This is a genomic window from Neobacillus bataviensis, from assembly GCF_019969725.1.
Genome location: NZ_JAHXYW010000015.1, coordinates 80693 through 99608, shown reverse-complemented (window position 1 = coordinate 99608; position 18916 = coordinate 80693). Strand labels below are relative to the sequence as shown.

Genomic DNA, 18916 nt, shown 5'->3' with positions numbered 1-18916 from the left:
CTATTCTCCTGACATTATAGAATAAGATTCGTATCGCCAAATTCATGCCATAAATATCCCAATGCTATTGCCTCCTGATAGACATTGAATAAATCCTTCTGGTTAACGAAGGCTGAGAGCATATCTAAATGGCTTGCTTCAGGTTCATGCATTCCTGTTATGATACTATCAGCGATTTTTAAGTCGTAATTCTGTTTTATATATAGATTTGTCCATCCAGATAAACAACCGTTAACAGCAGCGGTTTCCATTGCTCGGACAACAGTCGTACCAACTGCAATTACCCTTTTACCATTCATCTTTGCCTGTAAAATATCCTCCCATGCCTCAGCTGGAATGTTATATTCTTCACGGTTTTCAGTAGGTGAATGCTCCCACTTATCATCTAATAAATAACTTAGCCCTGTATGGAGCTGGATAAAAACGAGCTTTATCCCCTTTTTCTGTAGCTTAAATAATAATTCCCAGCTGAAAGCACGGCCTGCAGACGGCATTTCAACAGATCCAGGATGAATAGCAAAAACAGTTTGATAATAATCGAGTCCCCAAGGGCTATTAATATATTCATATCGGACCGGCTCCCCGATTGCATAGATTTCATTATACAAGGCAGAACCTCGTTGATTAAACTGGATAGTAATAAACGGGGTATTAGGTGCAGATAACACCTCCCCGGTCAGACTCGGTGAAAAGACAAGCGAATCTCCATTTTCTACCCTCTCAGTAACAGCCAGTGCTTCCCAAGTGCATTCATTTATCCTTCGAGCTAAGCGGATTTCAATTTCTCTATAGATTAAATTCCCCTTGCGCAGCAATTCCGATTTTAATATTGCTGGTACTGTTCTGCTGCTGTTTAGAACAAGGACATCTCCCGTTCTTAAATAGTCATCAAGATTAAAAAAGTGATCATGTGTTGTTAGACATGTATTGCGGTTTTGGACCAACATTTTGACTTGGTCTCTGCGGACTCCTCTTCTTTCTGGCGGCATGGAGGCATTTAAAACAGAAGGCAGTTCAAACTTAAGCGTTTCTTGAAGCATCTTCAACACTTCCTTTGGTAAATTCCTGCGCTTGGAATCGCTGCCCATTTACCTTCCTAGACTTATCAGAAGCAAGGTAAAGGAATACTTCGACAACATCATTGGGATTGGCTAATTCATAGTCACAATCGGGTACTGCTAATTGGTGCATCTCTGTATCCATTTCACCAGGATCAACCATATTAACCCGGACACCCGTTTCGCCCAACTCATCTGCCCATGTTTCTGTTAGTCCTTCCACCGCAAATTTTGAAATCCCGTAGGCCCCCCAGCCTGCATATCCTGTTTTACCCGCTTCTGAGGTTACATTTATGACTGATCCGCTATTTCTTAAAAGCATGCTAGGCAGCACCCTTCTCGTCACTAAAAACGGGCTCACCGCATTGACTTTTAACACTTCAACAAAATCTTCCTCTGGAAAATCTAATAAAAAAGGTATAGGACTCGGCCCAAGAATCGAAGCATTATTGATCAAGACATCAATTTTTCCATAGGCTTCCTCTGTAATCGCCACGAATCTTTCAACATCTCGTGATTTAGAGACATCAACAGTTAGCGCTAGAACATTTGCTGCACCAAGAGCTTCCGCTTCCTGCTTTACCTGTTGTAAGTCTTTGCTTCCTCGTGAACAGATTGCTAAGCTAGCTCCTTTTCTTGCAAATGCTAATGTTAATGCTTTCCCTAATCCCTTTGATGCACCAGTTATCATCACTACTTGATTATTTTCCATTTTACAAAACCCCTTACGAATTAATTTGTTTTCTATGTCTTTATCATAAGGAATTTGTATTTTAATCACCTCGTAAAGAAGCTTGATTCTATCTACGACTTTAGTCTAATATTTTTTAATAATTTTCAGAAAATTAGCAGGAAAATAAATATTGAGGGTCGAATTATATAAAAAAAGTTCGATTCTTGATTAATGAGGAGTGTTTGCAGTGGATAAGATTACGTGCATTGCCTATCTTCTTTACAAGTCTTCTAAGAATCAAGACATCAGAGAAAAAGCCATCCAATTATTGAATGGCGATGTATCAGTTCGAGAGTTAAAGAAAAATATTTCCATTCAAGCCCATCTTGTCATTGTCGAATCCTTACTTAAGAAAAATCAAATTGACAAGAATGAGGTGCAGCTATTTGTGGAGGAATTTATGACTGTTGAGGTATAAGAGCTTCCTTTTAGGAAGTTTTCTATTCAATTGATTTTTGATAGCATAATATTCCACATCCATTTTTGGATGATGTCGTTTTATAATAAACAAATCCTTTCGACTCCCAAAAATGCTGCGCTTTTTTATTTTCTTGTAACACACCAATTCGGACAGTGTCCAAACCTCGTTTTAGCATCTCTTTTTCATATAGTGCATAGGCCTGTGCACCAAAACCATAACCTTGATAATCACCATGTATCATCAATAAACCTAACCACGGATAATGATCATTTGGATTTTCCAGCATAAAATCAATAACACCAATATATGTGTCATCGAGTTTAATGAAAGAACAAATTGTGTTTTGATTTAAAAATTCATCTTTAAGGTCTTCGAGATTCCTTGTTTCTTTACCGTTTTCAAATACATTATACTCAGGGTTTGAATTAACTATTTCAACAGCAATATACAGTGTATCTTTCTTTATCTCTTCAAAAAACATCGACATAATTGATCACCTAACAATCCATTTTTGGAACCATTATATCAAAAAATCATTATTAACTTTAGCAAACTTTCAAATTCAATATAGAAAAGAAAGGTGATTCCAATGGTACAAGTTGAAGTAACAATTACATTTGAAGGCAGAAGCTATTTAACGAATGTCATAACTACTCGAGATACTACCGATGAAGAAATCCTGCTACTTGCTTTTGAACAAGTTCAAAAGCAATGGAAAAAATAAATGAACCAACGAAAAGCTGCAGATTCTCAGAACCTGCAGCTTTTCACATTGATTAAATTATTACATAGGTATCTTTCGGAACAGAATTTAATAACGGATTAATCGGACCTGCTGCAAATAGGTGCAATTCGTGCATAGCCCTAGTGCAGACCGTATAAAAGAGCTTTCGTTCAGTTTCACTTTTATAAGCTGAACTATCGTACAAAATGACCGCATCGAATTCTATCCCCTTTGCAAGATACGACGGAATAACCAGAATGCCTTTTTCATAAGAAATCGTACCCTTTTCGATTAAATGGATCGAGACATTATTCTTTAGCGCCTTATACACGCCTTTACTTTCCTCTGCTGTGCGGCAGATAACAGCGATTGTTTTATGCCCTTGTTTCTCAAAGCCTTTGATTTTCTCAGTGATGAGAGAAAATAGCTGTGATTGTTCTGCTCTTTCTAGAATTGGCTTACTGCCTTTCCTGTTAAATGGTTCAATTTTATCTCCGCCGTCTATCAACCCACTCGTAAATTCAACGATTTCTCTAGTAGAACGATACGTTTTTGTTAAAACATACGTTTCAATGTCCTCACCCTTCAGGTCTAAATCTGTTAACACAGTCTCGGAGCCCGTCGCGCCTGAAAAGATGGCTTGATTGAAATCACCTAGCAACGTCATCTTACTATACGGGAATAATTTTTGGATAAAAGCAAATTGAAATGGAGTATAATCCTGCGCTTCATCAATAAAAATATGGCGGATAGAAGTATTCGATCTTCGCCCTTGAATTAAATCCTGAAGATAGACATAAGGAGTGGCATCTTCATAAGGCATTTCCCCATTTGTTAATTTATCGATAGTTTGCCTGCCAACATTGCCCCAGTTGGCTGGTAAAATCTCCATCTTTCCATCTTTCAATTCAAAAATTTGCCGATAAATTCCCGGCATGTCGATAAATTTTAAATTTTTCACCCTTGCAAATAAAGGTTTAAATTTTTCTTTCACTACCATTTCAGCTAGAAGTTTTTGTTCTCTTTCAAAATCATCAAACGTATTCTCAGTAAAATGTTTCTTCTCTAGCAGCTGCTTGTATGCCTCCATATAATCTTCTTTTTCAAGAAATTGAATCTCTTCCTCCACCCAGCTTCTTGAACGCTCACGTTTCATCGCACGCTTCAATTCTTTTAATAACCATTCTTTAACAAGCTGAATCCGATTTGGCATAGTGTAATTCTTATCTAAATTATAAAAATATCGATGGATTTCACGTTTCGAAATTAACACATCACCTCTAAAGAATAAATCTCTAAAAAGCAAACCCTCATTTGATAAATTGGATGCACATTGATCGATGATGTGTTTAAATTCGAGGCTTGCCTTAAATCGGATACCTGAAACTCTATCCTGAAATTCCTCATCATTTTGTCCGTTTAACAAATACTCCATCTGATTGAATGGATCCTCTACTTCAAATTCATGACTCAAACGGTGATTAAGGAACTCCATAAAAGTCGCTTGCTGCATATTTTCTTCTCCAAGTTCAGGAAGCACAGTTGCCACATAGCTATTGAACAAGGGATTTGGAGAAAATAGCATAATATTTTCTGACTTTAACGTATCACGATATCGATATAATAAATAAGCTACCCTCTGAAGGGCTGCTGAGGTTTTCCCGCTTCCCGCTACTCCTTGGACAATAAGTAATTTACTTTTTTCATTTCGGATTATCAGATTTTGCTCACGTTGAATTGTCGCAACAATGCTTTTCATTTGTGTGCTTGCGTTGTTCCCAAGCACTTCCTGAAGCATTTCATCGCCAATTGTTACACCTGTGTCGAACATTCCTTTTATTTCTGAAGCACGAATAATAAATTGTCGCTTTAATTTCATTACTCCTTCAATGTTTCCATCCATGGTTTTATAATGAGCTGGTCCTGGGGAATAATCATAATAAAGACTCGAAATGGGCGCTCGCCAATCATAAATTAAAAAATTCTCGTCATCTTGATCCATAAACGAAGCAATTCCCAAATAGACACTTTCTGTTGCCTTTTCTCCATCCTCCAAAAAATCAATTCTTCCAAAGTACGGGGAGTATTTAAGCCGATAAAGCGTTTTAAGGTGTTTATCCAATTGTTTATGGGTTCGTTCCCGCTCAGAGAGTAATTCTGATTGCTGTTTAATACTCGCTGCCGTTTCGATAACATCATCAGGATCATCCAAATTGACGGTAACATCTTCCCAAAAGGTTTTTCGAAGCTCTAAGACGTCTGAACTGACTTTGCCGGTATTGTGCATTAATTTATTTTCTTTTTTTTCAATTTCTTCGACAACCTCAAGTACCCGTTCTTGTTCCATTTGCCAAACTTTATTCTGTTTTTCGTTCATGAAATCACTCTCCAGAAAAAATTTTGGTCCTTTTGTTTGACTTTCACAAACTAATATGTTAATGTTATTATAGGGTATTTTATTTAATAAATAACACATTACATATTAAACCAAAAATCATTTTATCATGATTTTTCTTTTTTCACAAGTAAATTTTGAAACTAATAAGCAAATGCCATTAGGCATCTACTTATTAGTTTTTTTGTTTTCCAGTGATTCGTTTTCTACATCCCCGTATATCCACTTTCTATATTCTCCATAAATAGAGGTCATGATCAATCTTATTCCAAAGTAAGAAATTGGATGAAGATTATTTTTTAACAGCTTGATTCTTTGGAAAAGTTTATTTAAACAAGCTGCAAATAAAACAACCCCCAGTTTAACTGCTAATGTATTCTCCTTCTTTAATGAAAAAGCTGTAAATAATGACAAAAGCGTTGTGTATAAAGGTGATAAGATAAAATGTTCTTTCCATGAATGGTACTTTCCTATACCAAATCGGTAGCGTCTTATAAAGGCAAATATTAAGAACAAATTGGTCTCGGTAACCATGATCATGAAAAAGAGTGAGATAAACCGTACCATTGAAGTTTTTTTATTTAATGAAGCGAACCAGAGATCACTTAATTTAAAATAAAGAGGCAGAAAGATTAACGTGTAGATTGATTTCCAGCCTGATAGTTTAAAAACCCCAAGCCATAAAAATATTTTTTCTACTAAATAAAAATAAAGTCCTGCAGCTACTTTTGTTCCCCAGCCTGATTTAATTCCTGTTAAAAAAACAGCCGTAAATGGCACATAGATAGCTTGCGATAAAAAAGCACCCAAAATATTATCAAAGAGTTTTTTTTGAAGAATTTTTGGTTTATAGGAATATGCCTTCATTAAATTAAAGACAAAGTACTCAAATAAATACGAAAAACCCATATTTGCTAACAACAAAACAAATATCTTTTTTCGATTTTTGCTTTTATGTACCGTTACAATTAGAAGGAATGTATGTATTAGAAAAAGGATGAAAAAAGGCATACGATTTCGATTCAAACTTCTCAAAAATACAACACCTCCTTATAAACCATTATTTATTAGTATTTGTCATGATTGAAAAAAAATTATAAAAAATCAATTGACAACAAGATGTCCAACACCATATAATTTATTTTGAATTAAGTTATTTAGATTTCGAGATAAATAATTTCAAAACAAAAAAGGGAGAGATTTTTCCATGACTAAATCAAAATGGGCACTAGATGCTGCACACAGCAGTGTAGATTTTTCGGTTCGACACATGATGATTGCAAACGTAAAAGGTTCTTTCAACAGCTTTAATGCAACGATTGAAGCAGATCCAACTGATTTAACAACTGCATCAATCGAATTTGCTATTGAAACAAGTAGTGTTGACACTCGTAATCAAGATCGTGATGGACACTTAGTTTCTGCTGATTTCTTCGATGCTCCAAATCATCCTAACATGACTTTCAAGGCTACTAATATTGAAAAAACAGATGACGGCGAATATAATGTGACTGGTGATTTAACTCTTCGTGGAGTAACAAAGCAAGAAACTTTCGCTGTTACATTCGAAGGCACAGGAAAGGATCCATGGGGAAATGAAAAGGCTGGCTTCAGTGCAACAGGAAGCATTAACCGTTCTGACTATGGCCTAGTTTGGAATGCTGCACTTGAAACTGGCGGCGTACTTGTTGGTGATAAAGTAAAAATCAATCTGCAAATTCAGGCTGCTAAAGCTTAAATCTAGAATAAAAATAGAGGCAGTTCCAATTGGAACTGCCTCTTTCCTATTGTTTTAGTCCTCAGCTAGTTGATTTAACTCATGCTTTAAAAACTTGGCCAGCTCTAACATGCCAAATTTACCGGCCTTTTCTTCTGCATCTGAATTGTAGTTTGTATTTGTATTGATATCATAGGTGAATATTTCACCTGTTGAATTACGAATAAATTCAATTCCTGCGACATTAATGTGGGTAGCAGAGAGGATCTGTTCGTATTTATTAATAATAGGGTCATTAAATCCTTCAATGATTTGGAATTTAGGCTTTTCTACAGTATCTCCTGCAGGACAAAATAAATCGCCAATTTGACAGGCATCTGCAGGACATAATTGAAAGCCCTCTGAAGTATCTACCTTTACTGCATAAATAAATTTTCCACCAATGAATTCGCAGCGGGTAATAAAACTTTCCTGTGCTTGGATATATTCTTGAATCAAAGTAACCCCATCAACCGGTTCCTCAAATGAAGGACCTTCAACATAGCTCCGTAAAGCATCTATTGACTGAAATAATTGGACACCAAGTCCTTTTCCTGCACGATTGTGTTTAGTAATAAAAGGTATCCCAGCAAATTCAGCTGCCGCCTCTACTATTTGTTCTTTGCCAACAGCTGCAATGGTCCGTGGGGTTTTGATGCCATGTTTAGATAACTCAAGGTATTGTATAACCTTGCTTACCTCTAGCTGGAGTGCACGGGTCCCATTAAAAACTTTTCTCCCATAGGATTCAAGCCAGGCAAGGACCTGTGCTGTAAATTCCGGTGCAAAGCGGTGTCCTCTCGTATGAGAAGAGGCACTCATCCGATTATAAAAAATTCCTTCTGGTGGTTCTTTGGATAGATCCAGCCTTCCTCTGTCTAGATGCCATTCTTCATATGGGACTTTTAATTCATTTAAGCGCTTCGTTAGATGAATGGTCCATTCGCTATTTTCGTGGATGATATAAACTTTTTTCATCGAAAAGTCTCCTCTTTTGCTGATTATTACTATGCTAGTTTTATTGTAAATTTCGCTTGTCGTTTTGTGAAGATAGAAACGGAAAAGATGTGACAATAATCCCCCATGAAAAATAAGTCAAATTAACTATATTTTGTTCCAATTTACGGAAAATTAAGCAAATTATCCCGTTGTCTTATTTCAATATTCGAAATATTATTAAAAAGCACTCTATTTTTTTATTAAGGGGGAAGATTATTGAAAAAACTATTAAAAACAGGACTTACCACTGCCGTAATCGCAGGAACACTATTTTCCGGCTTTCCCGGAAACTATGCGAAAACTTCGGCTGAAGTCCTACATCCAAGTCTAACTTCTGTCTCACAATCTCATTCATATGGTTCATTAGACTTATCAGTAGTGAATGAAGACAAATTGTTAGATTCTCTTATTAAACGCGGTGTCATCTCCAAGAACGCATCTTCTGCTGAACAGCAAAAGGCCCTACATAGTTACCTAGAGTTAAAAGGGAAAGAAAATAAAGGAATAACATCTGATCCTTTAGCTGCTAAAGTTAAAGCTGCGGATGCAGAAAAGGCGCGTAAATATAAAGAATACAATAATGGAATGATGAAAGGTAACGGTAACAAGACCGGTCAAAATGTTAAGGAAGAAAAATCGCCGGGAATCCAAAAACAAGGAAAACTATTAACTTTAACAGTTGAGTATTCTGATTTAGATCATGGAACACTTACACCAGCAGATACTGACAACTATTATCCTAATTATGATCTTCAACACTATGAAGATATGATTTTTGGTGATAAAGGCCAATATAAAGGTCCAAATGGTGAAGATCAAATTTCTCAGAAAGAATACTATTTGGAGCAATCTGGCGGTACTTACACAATTGATGGTAAAGCGTACGGTTGGTTAAAATTACCACAGACTGCAGAATATTATGGTAAAGATAATCCTGCAGGTGGTCATGATAATTACCCTGGACAAGGTGTTTCGAAATTAATTAAAGATACCCTAATTGCAGCTAAAGCGGCTGGTGTACCACTACAAGACTATGATTTGGAAGATCCACATGATTTAGATGGCGACGGAAACTTCTGGGAGCCAGATGGTTTAGTTGATCACCTTCAAATTATTCACGCTGGAATGGGTCAAGAAGCAGGCGGTGGAAAACAAGGCGATAAAGCAATTTGGTCACACCGTTCAGCAGTATTCTATGATCCAGATGGACTTGGCCAAGGTTTACCAGGATTCTACGACTATACTATCATGCCTGAAGATGGAGCTACTGGCGTATTCGCTCACGAATATGGCCATGATTTAGGTCTTCCTGATGAATATGATACAATTTATTCTGGTGCGGACGAACCGATTGGTTATTGGTCCATTATGTCAGCCGGTTCATGGGCTGGAAAAATTCCTGGTGCTGAACCAACAGGTTTCTCACCTTGGGCAAAGCAGTACTTCCAATCAACACTAGGTGGAAAGTGGACAAAGCCTACAGTTGTAAACTGGGAGGATGTATCTGCAAAAGGAACACAATTTTTACTTGATCAAGCGAATTCCCCGCTTGGAAAGAATGATCAAGCTGTCCGTGTTAACCTACCAACCAAAGTAACTGCGATTAACAAGCCAACTGGCAGTTACGAATATTGGGGTGGACAAGCAGATGAATCCGATACAAATATGGTAACTGATGTCGATTTAACTGGAAAAACCTCAGCTACTTTAACATTTGACGCATGGTATGATATCGAACCTCAGTGGGATTTTGCTTTTGTTCAAGTCTCCACTGACAATGGTGCTACTTGGAAGTCTCTAGGTAATGCAAATACTCGATCTGATGTTGTAGAAGAAGGCTATCCAACCATTAAAGATTCTATGCCTGGTTTAACTGGAAGCACCAATGGTGAATGGCAGCCACAGTCCTTTGACCTTTCCGAGTATAAAGGTCAAAAAATCAAGCTTCGCCTTCGTTATGCAACTGACTGGGGTAGCTCCTTTGCAGGCTTCTATGCAGATAACATCAAAGTTGTAGCAGATGGTCAAACTTTAGTTGAAGACGGTGGCGAAAACGCTACTACGCCATTTACATTAAATGGCTTTACTAAAGAAGATGGAAACAAGTACAGTGACCACTATTATTTACTAGAATGGCGTAATCAACAAGGTGTAGACCAAGGTCTTGCCCACCTTAAACGCGGAAGCTCATTAATGAGCTATGATGGTGGCTTAGTTGTTTGGTATGTAGACGATAGCTACACCGATAACTGGACAGGTGTTCACCCTGGAAATGGCTTCCTAGGAGTAGTAGATTCCCATCTTAGCCAAGACTTACAGTGGCTCCTAGCTAACGGATCAACTGTTGAAGCTACCACTCGTTTCCATATTGCGGACGCAGCTTTTGGTTTAAATCCTACTTCTGGAATAAGCCTAAATTATCCAGGCGTACAAACATTGAGTGCTCCAAGTCAGCCTGCAGTCTCATTATTTGATGATAGCAAATCATTCAATAATACTTTCCAAGATGATGCTGGCCGTGATATCCCGCACTATGGTCTAAAAGTTCGTGTAAACGGACAGGCCAAGGACAAATCAGTAGGATCAATCGTAATCTATAAATAATCAAAAATAATCCCACCCTCCTTTCGTGGAGGTGGGATTATTTCAATTTCTTGATCTACGGACTAATTACAACTCTCGTTCCATTCGGGACCATTTCTGCCAGCTGCAAAACATCCCGATTGTACATCCTTACACATCCATGGGAAACGGCTTTGCCGATTGAACTTGGATCATTAGTACCGTGTATACCATATCCCTGTTTTGAAAGCGACATCCATAAAACGCCAAACGGTCCTCCAGGATTGTACTGTCGATTCACAATGACAAATTCTCCTGTTGGAGTATTGGTCAGCATCTTCCCCACTGCAATTGGAAAAATTCTCACTAATCTCCCATTATTATATAATACAAGGTTTCTCTTCCCTACTGAAATATGGATAGAAAAAGGGATCGTACTCGGCTCAGGCAAACCGGGAATTTGAATTTTTTGTCCTGCATGCAAATGCCCTATCCCCGGATTTGCAGCATAAAGCCGCCTGAGGCTAACCCGATAATTAGCGGATATGATAGTTAATGTTTCACCAGCTCTTACTGTATGAATCATCCCATACCACCCCCTTTTTTTGATTAGCATATGAAAAGCCGCTTGCCTGTGATACCTCCCTATTCAAAGCGGAATAATGGCGACATATCCTCTCTAATATGGTTAATATAAAAATAATCATTGCTCGCAGCATCATATACATAGTCCTTTTTCCAGTCAGAAATGTTGCTGACTATTTCCGCCATTGCCTCAACAAATATTAAAATTTCTTCATTTGTCATTATAGGATGTAAGGAAAAGCGCACCCAGCCAGGTTTAGTGGACATATCACCCAGATTTATCTGGTCCGTAATTTGCTTTGATGTATTTTCATCTATGTTATAAAGGTAATGCCCATATGTTCCAGCGCACGAACAGCCTCCCCTTACTTGAATGCCAAATCGATCATTAAGTAAACGGACAATTAAATTGTAGTGGATATTTTCCACATAAAAAGACACGATGCCCAGGCGATTCTTGATGTGACCGTCTAATATGTGTAGGGTTGGAATCTCCTCTAATTGCGATAGCAAAAGAGCAAGCTGATCTTTTTCTCTTCTTAAGATATTAGGAACTCCCATTTGTTTTTTCAAATTCAAGCAAAGAGCGATTCGAATGGCCTGAAGTATGCCCGGTGTACCTCCGTCTTCACGCAGTTCAATGTCATCATAATATTTATGATTGCCCCATGGATTTGTCCATGTCACTGTTCCGCCTCCGGGATGGTCGGGTACCTTATTTTTATATAATCGGGAATCAAAAACTAATACTCCGCTTGTTCCAGGTCCTCCTAAAAATTTGTGGGGTGAGAAAAAAATAGCATCTAGCTTTTCCTCGGGATCTTCTGGATGCATATCAATCTTGATATATGGGGCCGATGCGGCAAAGTCCACACAACAAATCCCGCCATGTTGATGCATCATTTTTGCTAATTGATGATAAGAAGTTTGGATTCCAGATACATTGGAACAGGCAGTAAAAGAACCGATTTTAATTCGGCGGTCTTTGTATCGAGAGAGTTGAAGTTCCAATTGATGAACATCCACTCCTCCTTCCTGATCGGGTGGAATGATCACTACCTCTCCTAATGTCTCGAGCCATGAGGTTTGATTCGAATGGTGCTCCATATGAGTCAGAAAAATAACCGGTCTATCTTCCTCTGGAATCTGCAGGTGATTCTTCCACTGTTCTGGCACCCTGATACCTATAAGCCTTTGGAATTTGTTGATGACTGATGTCATCCCAAAACCATCCAAGATGACAGCGTCATTCATATCGGCATTAACATGTTCCTTAATAATCCTTCTTGATTGCTTATAAATTTCAGTCATCATTAGACTGGTAATATTGGATTCTGTGTGTGTATTGGCCATATATGGTCCAAATATTTCAGACATTTTTTGTTCAATTGGTCTATACAAACGTCCACTGGCTGTCCAGTCGGCATAAATAATTTTCTTTTTGCCATAGGGCGATTCAAACTCTTGATTCATCCCTATCACTTGTTTTCGAAACGATTGAAAATACTCCTCGAGGTTATCCGGGATTTGATAAGTATTACTTCCAATTTTTGCTGTTATCATATATTGACACCTCGCTATTCCATCCTGCTAATCAATATATGCAAATCCCTTTTGGTGTGGTTCACGCCAAATTAAAAGGAGGCCGTCCCTTAAAGGATGCCTCCTAATACAATTAATAAGTTGTAATCTTAGCTGATTCTTTCTTGGTTACTTCTTCAATTTTTTGAATAAACATTTGGAAAACTCTTCGTTTTTCTTCGAGATCTTTTATGTATTCCTTCAGCTGGTTATAGCTTTCTTCAAAAGGTTTATGATACATTTGGCGAATTTTCTCAATAATTTCCTCATTAACTGTCGATTGAATAACTTGTTTGGTAATCCCATATTTATATGAATACACCTTTAATTCCTGGGCCACCTCATCATATTCAGACGCAATTTCATCAAGAACGAGTGAAATATCATCCTTCCACTCTTCTAATGATTTCTGCAAATAAGATTTTACCATTGTCTCTTCCATATAAAAACACCCGCCCTACTAGAGTCTTTGTTCTATTATAGCTGTGGTAGTTTACACGGAAGTTTCGTACAGATTACAATGCTTTGTCATTATCGAGATATTCATATAAATAATAGTAAGAACTGAGCAGCCGTAGATGCTCAGTTTCTCTATTTAGCTAAAAGATGGTTTTCTTAAGGAGCAATGTGTGCTTTCTAAATGAAGTTCTGGTGCAAATTCTGCTAATTTTTTAATAAAGTAGCACGTTTCCGGAAAGTGATGTTCTAAAAATCTTAATGTTGTTTTATTTAATAGACTATTGCCTTTATATTTTTCCACAATTGACCTGACGTACAAATTCATTTCAATAACGGTTCTTCCTACTTCTAATGCAAGCTCTTTCTGACGAGGGAAACCCTGTTCCGTAAATCTAAGAAATCCCTTTACATGATGATTTTGGAGAATAAACATTTGAAACCTTTGGGCATACACATCTGTCTGCCTAACGACGGCCAATTCAATAGGATCTACAATATTCCTTAATAAAATGATGTGACCGAGCTGATCCTCCAGCCATAAATCCAGCAGTTGATCCAGCCGTAAGGGAACAGGTTGCTGTCCATTGATAAAATAAGAAAGGATCCGTAAGTACTCCTGGTTTTCATTCAATGTTCCATTTAAATAGGTTGGCGATAAGTTCAAATTTATTTCATTTTTAATCCTAAGATTTTGTAAATGACCCTCAAATCGATAGTACTCAAATGAAACAGAATAAGCTTGTTTAGCAAAGGCAATTTGTTCACTTGCGGAAACACTTATTTCTGGATTCAATTGCTGCAGGCTATTGAGTAAGGCACCGAATGATTCTTTAAACCTTTCAGCGATGGAAATTGCCTCTTCAGCTTCTTTTGACAAGTGATCCCGAACAAAAATTGCATGATCCTGGAGAATTTCCAGCCAAAATAAATGCTCTTGCCATACACTAATCCCCGAATTCATCCCCATTCCCCCTTAAAATGAGCATATTATCTAAACCACAAAAAAAGACGATTACCTTATAAAAAGTAATCGCCTATCTTTATGGTCATTTTACTATTTGTGCAAAATCATCAAGTGTTGTTGAATATTTCACGTAAATTCTAGGCAAAAGATAGACCTCATTCTTAATCCCGGTTTTTGTATATGGACCAGGAGTAGTAGTAAGTCCGTAGGAATAGTACTTTTTCGTTTCGTTAACAACATGATCATCAGCATTTCCATAGGGATAGGCCAAGGAGATGACTGGTTTACCCGTTATCCTCTGTATTTTTTCTTTCGATTCCTTAAGTTCATAGGTCAAATTCTCCGTTTTAGTTAAATCCGGATGGGTTGCCGTATGAGACTGAATAGAAATCAGGCCAGAATCCGCCATCATCCTTAAGTCCGTTTGCGATAAACGATTTGAACGGCCAATAAAATCTGATATCACAAAAATAGTTCCAGCAGGTTTGAAATGATCCGTTTTCACTATTTGAAAAATTTCAAAGGCTTTCAAATTATTTTTATATCCATCATCAAAGGTAATAAAAATGGGCTTTTTCACTTTTTGAACATCTTGCCAGCGTTCGAAGGTCAACATGGTATAGCCATGATCTCTCAAATAAATCATTTGTTTTTCAAAATTAGCCGGTGTCACATATAGCTCTTTTGAACCGTGTCCATTAAATTCATCAATCGAGTGATAGATAAGGATGGGTACCTTTTGCTGAGCGAAAACTACACCGGGAAGTCCAATTACGAAAAGACATAAGAAGAATAGCAGCTTTTTCATATATTCCCTCACTTTACCCTGTAAACGATTTGCGCATAGTTTTCCCCATTAATTCGATCTAAACCCCTCGTTTATTGCCCCAAATATAAGTATGCAATTGTGGAAGGACTTTTACATTTGTAAATTCAACATCATCCATCACCTTATTAATAAGCCACTCATACTTATTCAATAATTGACTTACTAATGACAGATTATCGGTTGTTGCTAAATCATCATTTCCAACCTGTAAAAAGAAAGGAACATTCGGATAACGCTGGTATACTTTTTTGGCATAGTCATAATCCTGGTCATCAAATATGACAACCTTTATGCTCACATGTTTCGAGGGATCGGTTCCTTCCAGGCGGTTTAGGATTGTATCAAGAATGGAGAAGTCCGTTTCCATTTTTGAACTAGGAGGCTTTGGAGAAATTGTTAATTCATCAATATCCACAAACCAATCCTGCCATCTGCTGCCCTGCGTTTCCAGGCCAATTTTTATATTATTTTCTTTAAATAGTTCTATTAAAGTATCTAAATTTTTTAATAGCGCAGGGTTACCTCCAGAGATCGTTACAAACGAGAACCCATTTCCTCCAAGCCTTTTTAATTCTTCCCAAATTTCATCAGCTGTCATCATATTGATGTCATTTTTACCGGTTCCGTCCCATGTAAAAGATGAATCACACCAGCTGCAGGAATAATCACAGCCCGCCGTTCTTACAAACATCGTTTTTTGACCGATAACCATGCCTTCGCCTTGGATGGTTGGCCCGAAAATTTCCATTACAGGCAATTTACTCAACTTCCATCCACTCCCTTCTGGCTTCAGCATAACTCGTCGGAGTTTCAAATAAACGGACAAATTCCACTCTTACACCGTGGTACTGTTTCTGTCTTTCATCCTTGCTTAGTGCTTCAGCCATTTTTTCATAAATCCAAACAACCATATTTTCAGCTGTCGTATTCATCGGCGGAAGAGTTTCATTTAAATACCGATGATCGAGGAAGACTTCAATTTCACGTTTCCAAATATCTTTAATATCGCCAAAGTCCATCATCAACCCACGCTCATCGACAAAACCGCTGAGCCCAAATATCACTTTATAGGTATGCCCATGTAAGTTCTTACATTTTCCTTCATAGTTGTGCAGGTGATGGGCAGCATCGAAGGTGAATTCTTTACTTACCATGACACGCTTATTATGATACCTTAGCTGCTCTTTTTGGATATCTACATCAATCTTTTGGAGTTTATCAACAATTCGAAAACCATACATAGTTGTTAAAACTCCTTTCGAATTTTCAAGTATTCTTCTAATCCATTTTGGCGTAACTTACAGGCAGGACATTCTCCGCAGCCATCGGCAATAATGCCATTGTAACAAGTTAGCGTTTTTTCCCTGACAAAATCTAAAGCTCCTAATTTATCGGCTAATTCCCAGGTTTCTGCTTTATTAATCCACATTAGTGGTGTGTGGATGACAAATTGAGAATCCATCGATAAATTAAGGGTAACGTTTAAAGACTTCACAAAAATATCACGGCAATCTGGATAGCCGCTAAAGTCTGTCTCGCAAACACCTGTTACAATATGCTTGGCGCCGATCTGACTCGCTAAGATTCCTGCAAACGTTAAAAAGACTAAATTTCTTCCTGGTACGAAGGATGATGGCAATTCGCCCTCTTCGCCATCTTTTACTTCAATATCCTCCCGTGTTAATGCACTTGGCGCTAACTGATTTAGCAGTGCCATGTCTAAAATATGGTGCCTGACACCAAGTTCATTTGAAATATTTTTGGCACATTCAATTTCAAGGCTGTGACGCTGATTATAGTTAAAAGTGACGACTTCCACTTCTTTAAATTGTTCCAAGGCCCAGAATAAACATGTTGTACTATCCTGACCGCCGCTAAAGACTACAAGTGCTTTACTGTTTTTCATTTTTACTCATTCTCCTTAAAATAGAAAAACAGTACCACTAAGAAGCAGTACTGTTCCTCTTAGTTTTTTTTGAGAGGGGTGCTAGAACCTCTACCGCATCTGCCTGCGGATTAATTATTTATTTCCGTTTCTAACTATACCACAAAATAAATATTTTCAAAGATAAAATTTTTGCTAATTCTATTTCATTTTACCGAAATCTACATCAAATTTATCGCCAACATCACAATAGAAATTGTTGTTCATTCGACATGTTCCTTTTAGTTTACACTCAACTATTACAACTTACTCATTCCCAAAAAAGAACTGCGCTCAATTTGCAGTAATATGTTGTTATTTCTTACATTAAGTCTTGTTTTGATAGCTTTTGTCATATAGCAGGAAAATAGGATACTTAATGGTGAATTACTATCATAACGATGATTATTTCCTAGATTTTTATAGAGAGGAATGATTTATAAATGAAAACCTATACCTTAAAAGAAGCAGCAAAAAAAATAAATATCGCGCCTGGAACCTTACGTCAGTGGGAAACAGAATTTAATGAGTTACTCGATATTCCCCGGACAAAACAAGGGGCAAGAATTTATGGGGAAAGGGAGATAAACCTGCTTTTCGATATTAAAAGTATGCAAGAAAAAAAGGCAAGTAAAGAGCTTATTCGCAAATCGCTACAACCAAAACCAGAGTCCGAAAATGTTGCTGAGACTGATTTAGAACCCTCTATCATCTCTGTAGAGGTCATTTCAGAACCGAAAACGCCGGCGGTTGCGGAGGACTATCCATTAAATAATGCTAATCTTTTTTTCGAAGCAATGGATACCTATACGCAAAATTTTTTAAATGAAGTAAAAGAAGAAATCCGAAGTGTTGTCCGTAAAGAGGTATTAGAGGAAGTAAAAAAAGAAATTAAAAACGGAACATTAACTACTGTCAAATCAATTTCCGATTCGATTTATAAATCATCAGCCAACACGCAATCTGATATTCAACAGCTTTCAGAATCTATTGAAAAAGCTTCTGAACATACGCTAGAATCATTGCAATACCTTTCTAATAATATTGCAAACGTTTCAATGGAAACAACTGAAGAAATTTTCACCCTTTCAAAACAACTTTCCGAAACCACAGACGAATTGTCTCATTATGTTGATGTAACCAATAACGAAATCTCAAGCCTTGCTGAAGCTATTTCCATTGACCGTGAATTTTTTATCGAAGAACGAAATCAATACCGTCAAGAAATTACTCAAAGGGAATTAGCATTTCAACAAATGTTGACAAGCTTTAGAGATGTAGCAGCAACCAAAGAAAAGAAATGGTGGAAATTCTGGGCTTAATTGATTGTGAATCATTTCGTCGTTCGGAGTTTACGAGAATTTTAACTTTGGAGGGATTCGATATGAATTCAAGCGAGGCCGCTAAATTATTAGGAGTGTCTACTAGTACGATTCAACGCTGGGTAAAACAGCTCGACCTGCCAATGGAACGAAATGAACGAGGGCATTATCATTTTAACGACAAGGACATTGAGGTATTACAAGAAATTCATGAAAAGCTGCAAAGCGGGACACTAATTCAAGAAATTGCTCCTGTAAAAGAGAAGAAGATAACTCGAAAAGGTATAGTTAACACTACGGAGAAGAATGAAACATTTGAAAAGCTGCTTGAAAAGGTTAATAAACTAGAAATGGGTCTTCATGCAAAAGCAGATTCGGTTGCTTCCTACCAGCTTCTACAGCATCGCCGTGAAATTGAAGAACTTCAGCAACAAATAAAAGAATTAACACACCTGGTAGAAAAACTTCAAACAGAAGTGAACGAAATGAAAAGACAGCCTCAAATAGATAAACCACTCGTCCTGGACAACGGAAAAGTCAAAAGAAAAAAGAAAAGTTTCGTTAGTTCATTACTTGGATTGTAATTGGGCAAAAAATTAGCCGA

Annotated in this window: 20 protein-coding genes; 6 read left to right on the top strand and 14 right to left on the bottom strand. The window is 37.3% G+C overall.

The genetic code is table 11. The annotated features are described in order from the left end of the window. Positions 1-14 precede the first annotated feature (14 nt). Entirely contained in the window at positions 15-1040 is a 1026-nt protein-coding gene (locus LC455_RS26595) for an S-adenosylmethionine:tRNA ribosyltransferase-isomerase (protein ID WP_223595549.1), read from the bottom strand. Continuing rightward, positions 1021-1770 (bottom strand): SDR family oxidoreductase, encoded by a 750-nt coding sequence (locus LC455_RS26590; protein ID WP_317851483.1) that lies wholly within the window; start codon positions 1768-1770, stop codon positions 1021-1023. The genes LC455_RS26595 and LC455_RS26590 overlap by 20 nt, the downstream gene beginning before the upstream one ends. A 208-nt stretch (positions 1771-1978) precedes the next feature. Between LC455_RS26590 and LC455_RS26585 the strand changes: the two genes are divergently transcribed. Further along, entirely contained in the window at positions 1979-2209 is a 231-nt protein-coding gene (locus LC455_RS26585; RefSeq protein ID WP_223595546.1) for a hypothetical protein, read from the top strand. 22 nt (positions 2210-2231) lie between these two features. Here the strand turns inward: LC455_RS26585 and LC455_RS26580 are convergent, their stop codons facing one another. After that, on the bottom strand, positions 2232-2699 hold the full coding sequence (locus LC455_RS26580) for a GNAT family N-acetyltransferase (protein ID WP_223595545.1): 468 nt from the start codon (positions 2697-2699) through the stop codon (positions 2232-2234). Between the two features lie 102 nt (positions 2700-2801). Here LC455_RS26580 and LC455_RS26575 point away from each other — a divergent pair, with 102 nt between their 5' ends. Beyond that, the gene (locus LC455_RS26575) at positions 2802-2936 is read left to right on the top strand and encodes a BA3454 family stress response protein (RefSeq protein ID WP_223595543.1); all 135 of its coding nucleotides are present in this window, start codon (positions 2802-2804) and stop codon (positions 2934-2936) included. Between the two features lie 52 nt (positions 2937-2988). Here the strand turns inward: LC455_RS26575 and helD are convergent, their stop codons facing one another. Next, the gene (gene helD, locus LC455_RS26570) at positions 2989-5313 is read right to left on the bottom strand and encodes an RNA polymerase recycling motor HelD (protein ID WP_223595541.1); all 2325 of its coding nucleotides are present in this window, start codon (positions 5311-5313) and stop codon (positions 2989-2991) included. Positions 5314-5499: 186 nt separating this feature from the next. Continuing rightward, a complete protein-coding gene (locus LC455_RS26565; RefSeq protein WP_223595539.1) occupies positions 5500-6366 on the bottom strand; it encodes a hypothetical protein in 867 nt (288 codons plus the stop codon). A gap of 172 nt (positions 6367-6538) precedes the next feature. Here LC455_RS26565 and LC455_RS26560 point away from each other — a divergent pair, with 172 nt between their 5' ends. Continuing rightward, positions 6539-7069: a YceI family protein gene (locus LC455_RS26560; RefSeq protein ID WP_223595537.1), complete on the top strand. Its 531-nt coding sequence runs from the start codon at positions 6539-6541 to the stop codon at positions 7067-7069. Positions 7070-7123: 54 nt separating this feature from the next. Here LC455_RS26560 and LC455_RS26555 read toward each other — a convergent pair whose 3' ends face one another. Beyond that, positions 7124-8065, bottom strand: coding sequence for an ATP-grasp domain-containing protein (locus LC455_RS26555; protein WP_223595536.1), 942 nt, complete (start codon positions 8063-8065; stop codon positions 7124-7126). A gap of 237 nt (positions 8066-8302) precedes the next feature. On the opposite strand from LC455_RS26555, the gene LC455_RS26550 reads away from it, so the two are divergent. Then, positions 8303-10690 carry an immune inhibitor A domain-containing protein gene (locus LC455_RS26550; protein WP_223595534.1) on the top strand — a complete coding sequence of 796 codons (2388 nt, stop codon included), beginning with the start codon at positions 8303-8305 and terminating at the stop codon, positions 10688-10690. Positions 10691-10745: 55 nt separating this feature from the next. On the opposite strand, the gene LC455_RS26545 is transcribed toward LC455_RS26550, so the two are convergent. From LC455_RS26545 to queC, 8 genes are all read right to left on the bottom strand, one after another. Next, positions 10746-11234 (bottom strand): L,D-transpeptidase family protein, encoded by a 489-nt coding sequence (locus tag LC455_RS26545; RefSeq protein ID WP_223595532.1) that lies wholly within the window; start codon positions 11232-11234, stop codon positions 10746-10748. A 59-nt stretch (positions 11235-11293) separates the two neighbouring features. After that, on the bottom strand, positions 11294-12796 hold the full coding sequence (locus LC455_RS26540) for an aminotransferase class V-fold PLP-dependent enzyme (RefSeq protein WP_223595530.1): 1503 nt from the start codon (positions 12794-12796) through the stop codon (positions 11294-11296). Between the two features lie 112 nt (positions 12797-12908). Continuing rightward, entirely contained in the window at positions 12909-13256 is a 348-nt protein-coding gene (locus LC455_RS26535) for a hypothetical protein (RefSeq protein ID WP_223595528.1), read from the bottom strand. 153 nt (positions 13257-13409) lie between these two features. Beyond that, the gene (locus LC455_RS26530) at positions 13410-14234 is read right to left on the bottom strand and encodes a DUF2935 domain-containing protein (RefSeq protein ID WP_223595526.1); all 825 of its coding nucleotides are present in this window, start codon (positions 14232-14234) and stop codon (positions 13410-13412) included. 85 nt (positions 14235-14319) lie between these two features. Then, on the bottom strand, positions 14320-15045 hold the full coding sequence (locus LC455_RS26525) for a polysaccharide deacetylase family protein (protein WP_223595524.1): 726 nt from the start codon (positions 15043-15045) through the stop codon (positions 14320-14322). Between the two features lie 58 nt (positions 15046-15103). After that, on the bottom strand, positions 15104-15832 hold the full coding sequence (gene queE, locus LC455_RS26520) for a 7-carboxy-7-deazaguanine synthase QueE (RefSeq protein ID WP_223595523.1): 729 nt from the start codon (positions 15830-15832) through the stop codon (positions 15104-15106). Further along, entirely contained in the window at positions 15825-16307 is a 483-nt protein-coding gene (gene queD / locus LC455_RS26515) for a 6-carboxytetrahydropterin synthase QueD (RefSeq protein ID WP_223595522.1), read from the bottom strand. Before queD ends, queE begins: the two co-directional genes overlap by 8 nt. A 5-nt stretch (positions 16308-16312) precedes the next feature. Continuing rightward, the gene (queC, locus tag LC455_RS26510; protein WP_223595521.1) at positions 16313-16972 is read right to left on the bottom strand and encodes a 7-cyano-7-deazaguanine synthase QueC; all 660 of its coding nucleotides are present in this window, start codon (positions 16970-16972) and stop codon (positions 16313-16315) included. A 461-nt stretch (positions 16973-17433) separates the two neighbouring features. Between queC and LC455_RS26505 the strand changes: the two genes are divergently transcribed. After that, positions 17434-18312: a MerR family transcriptional regulator gene (locus LC455_RS26505; protein WP_223595520.1), complete on the top strand. Its 879-nt coding sequence runs from the start codon at positions 17434-17436 to the stop codon at positions 18310-18312. 62 nt (positions 18313-18374) lie between these two features. Continuing rightward, positions 18375-18896 carry a MerR family transcriptional regulator gene (locus tag LC455_RS26500; RefSeq protein WP_223595519.1) on the top strand — a complete coding sequence of 174 codons (522 nt, stop codon included), beginning with the start codon at positions 18375-18377 and terminating at the stop codon, positions 18894-18896. Positions 18897-18916 lie beyond the last annotated feature (20 nt).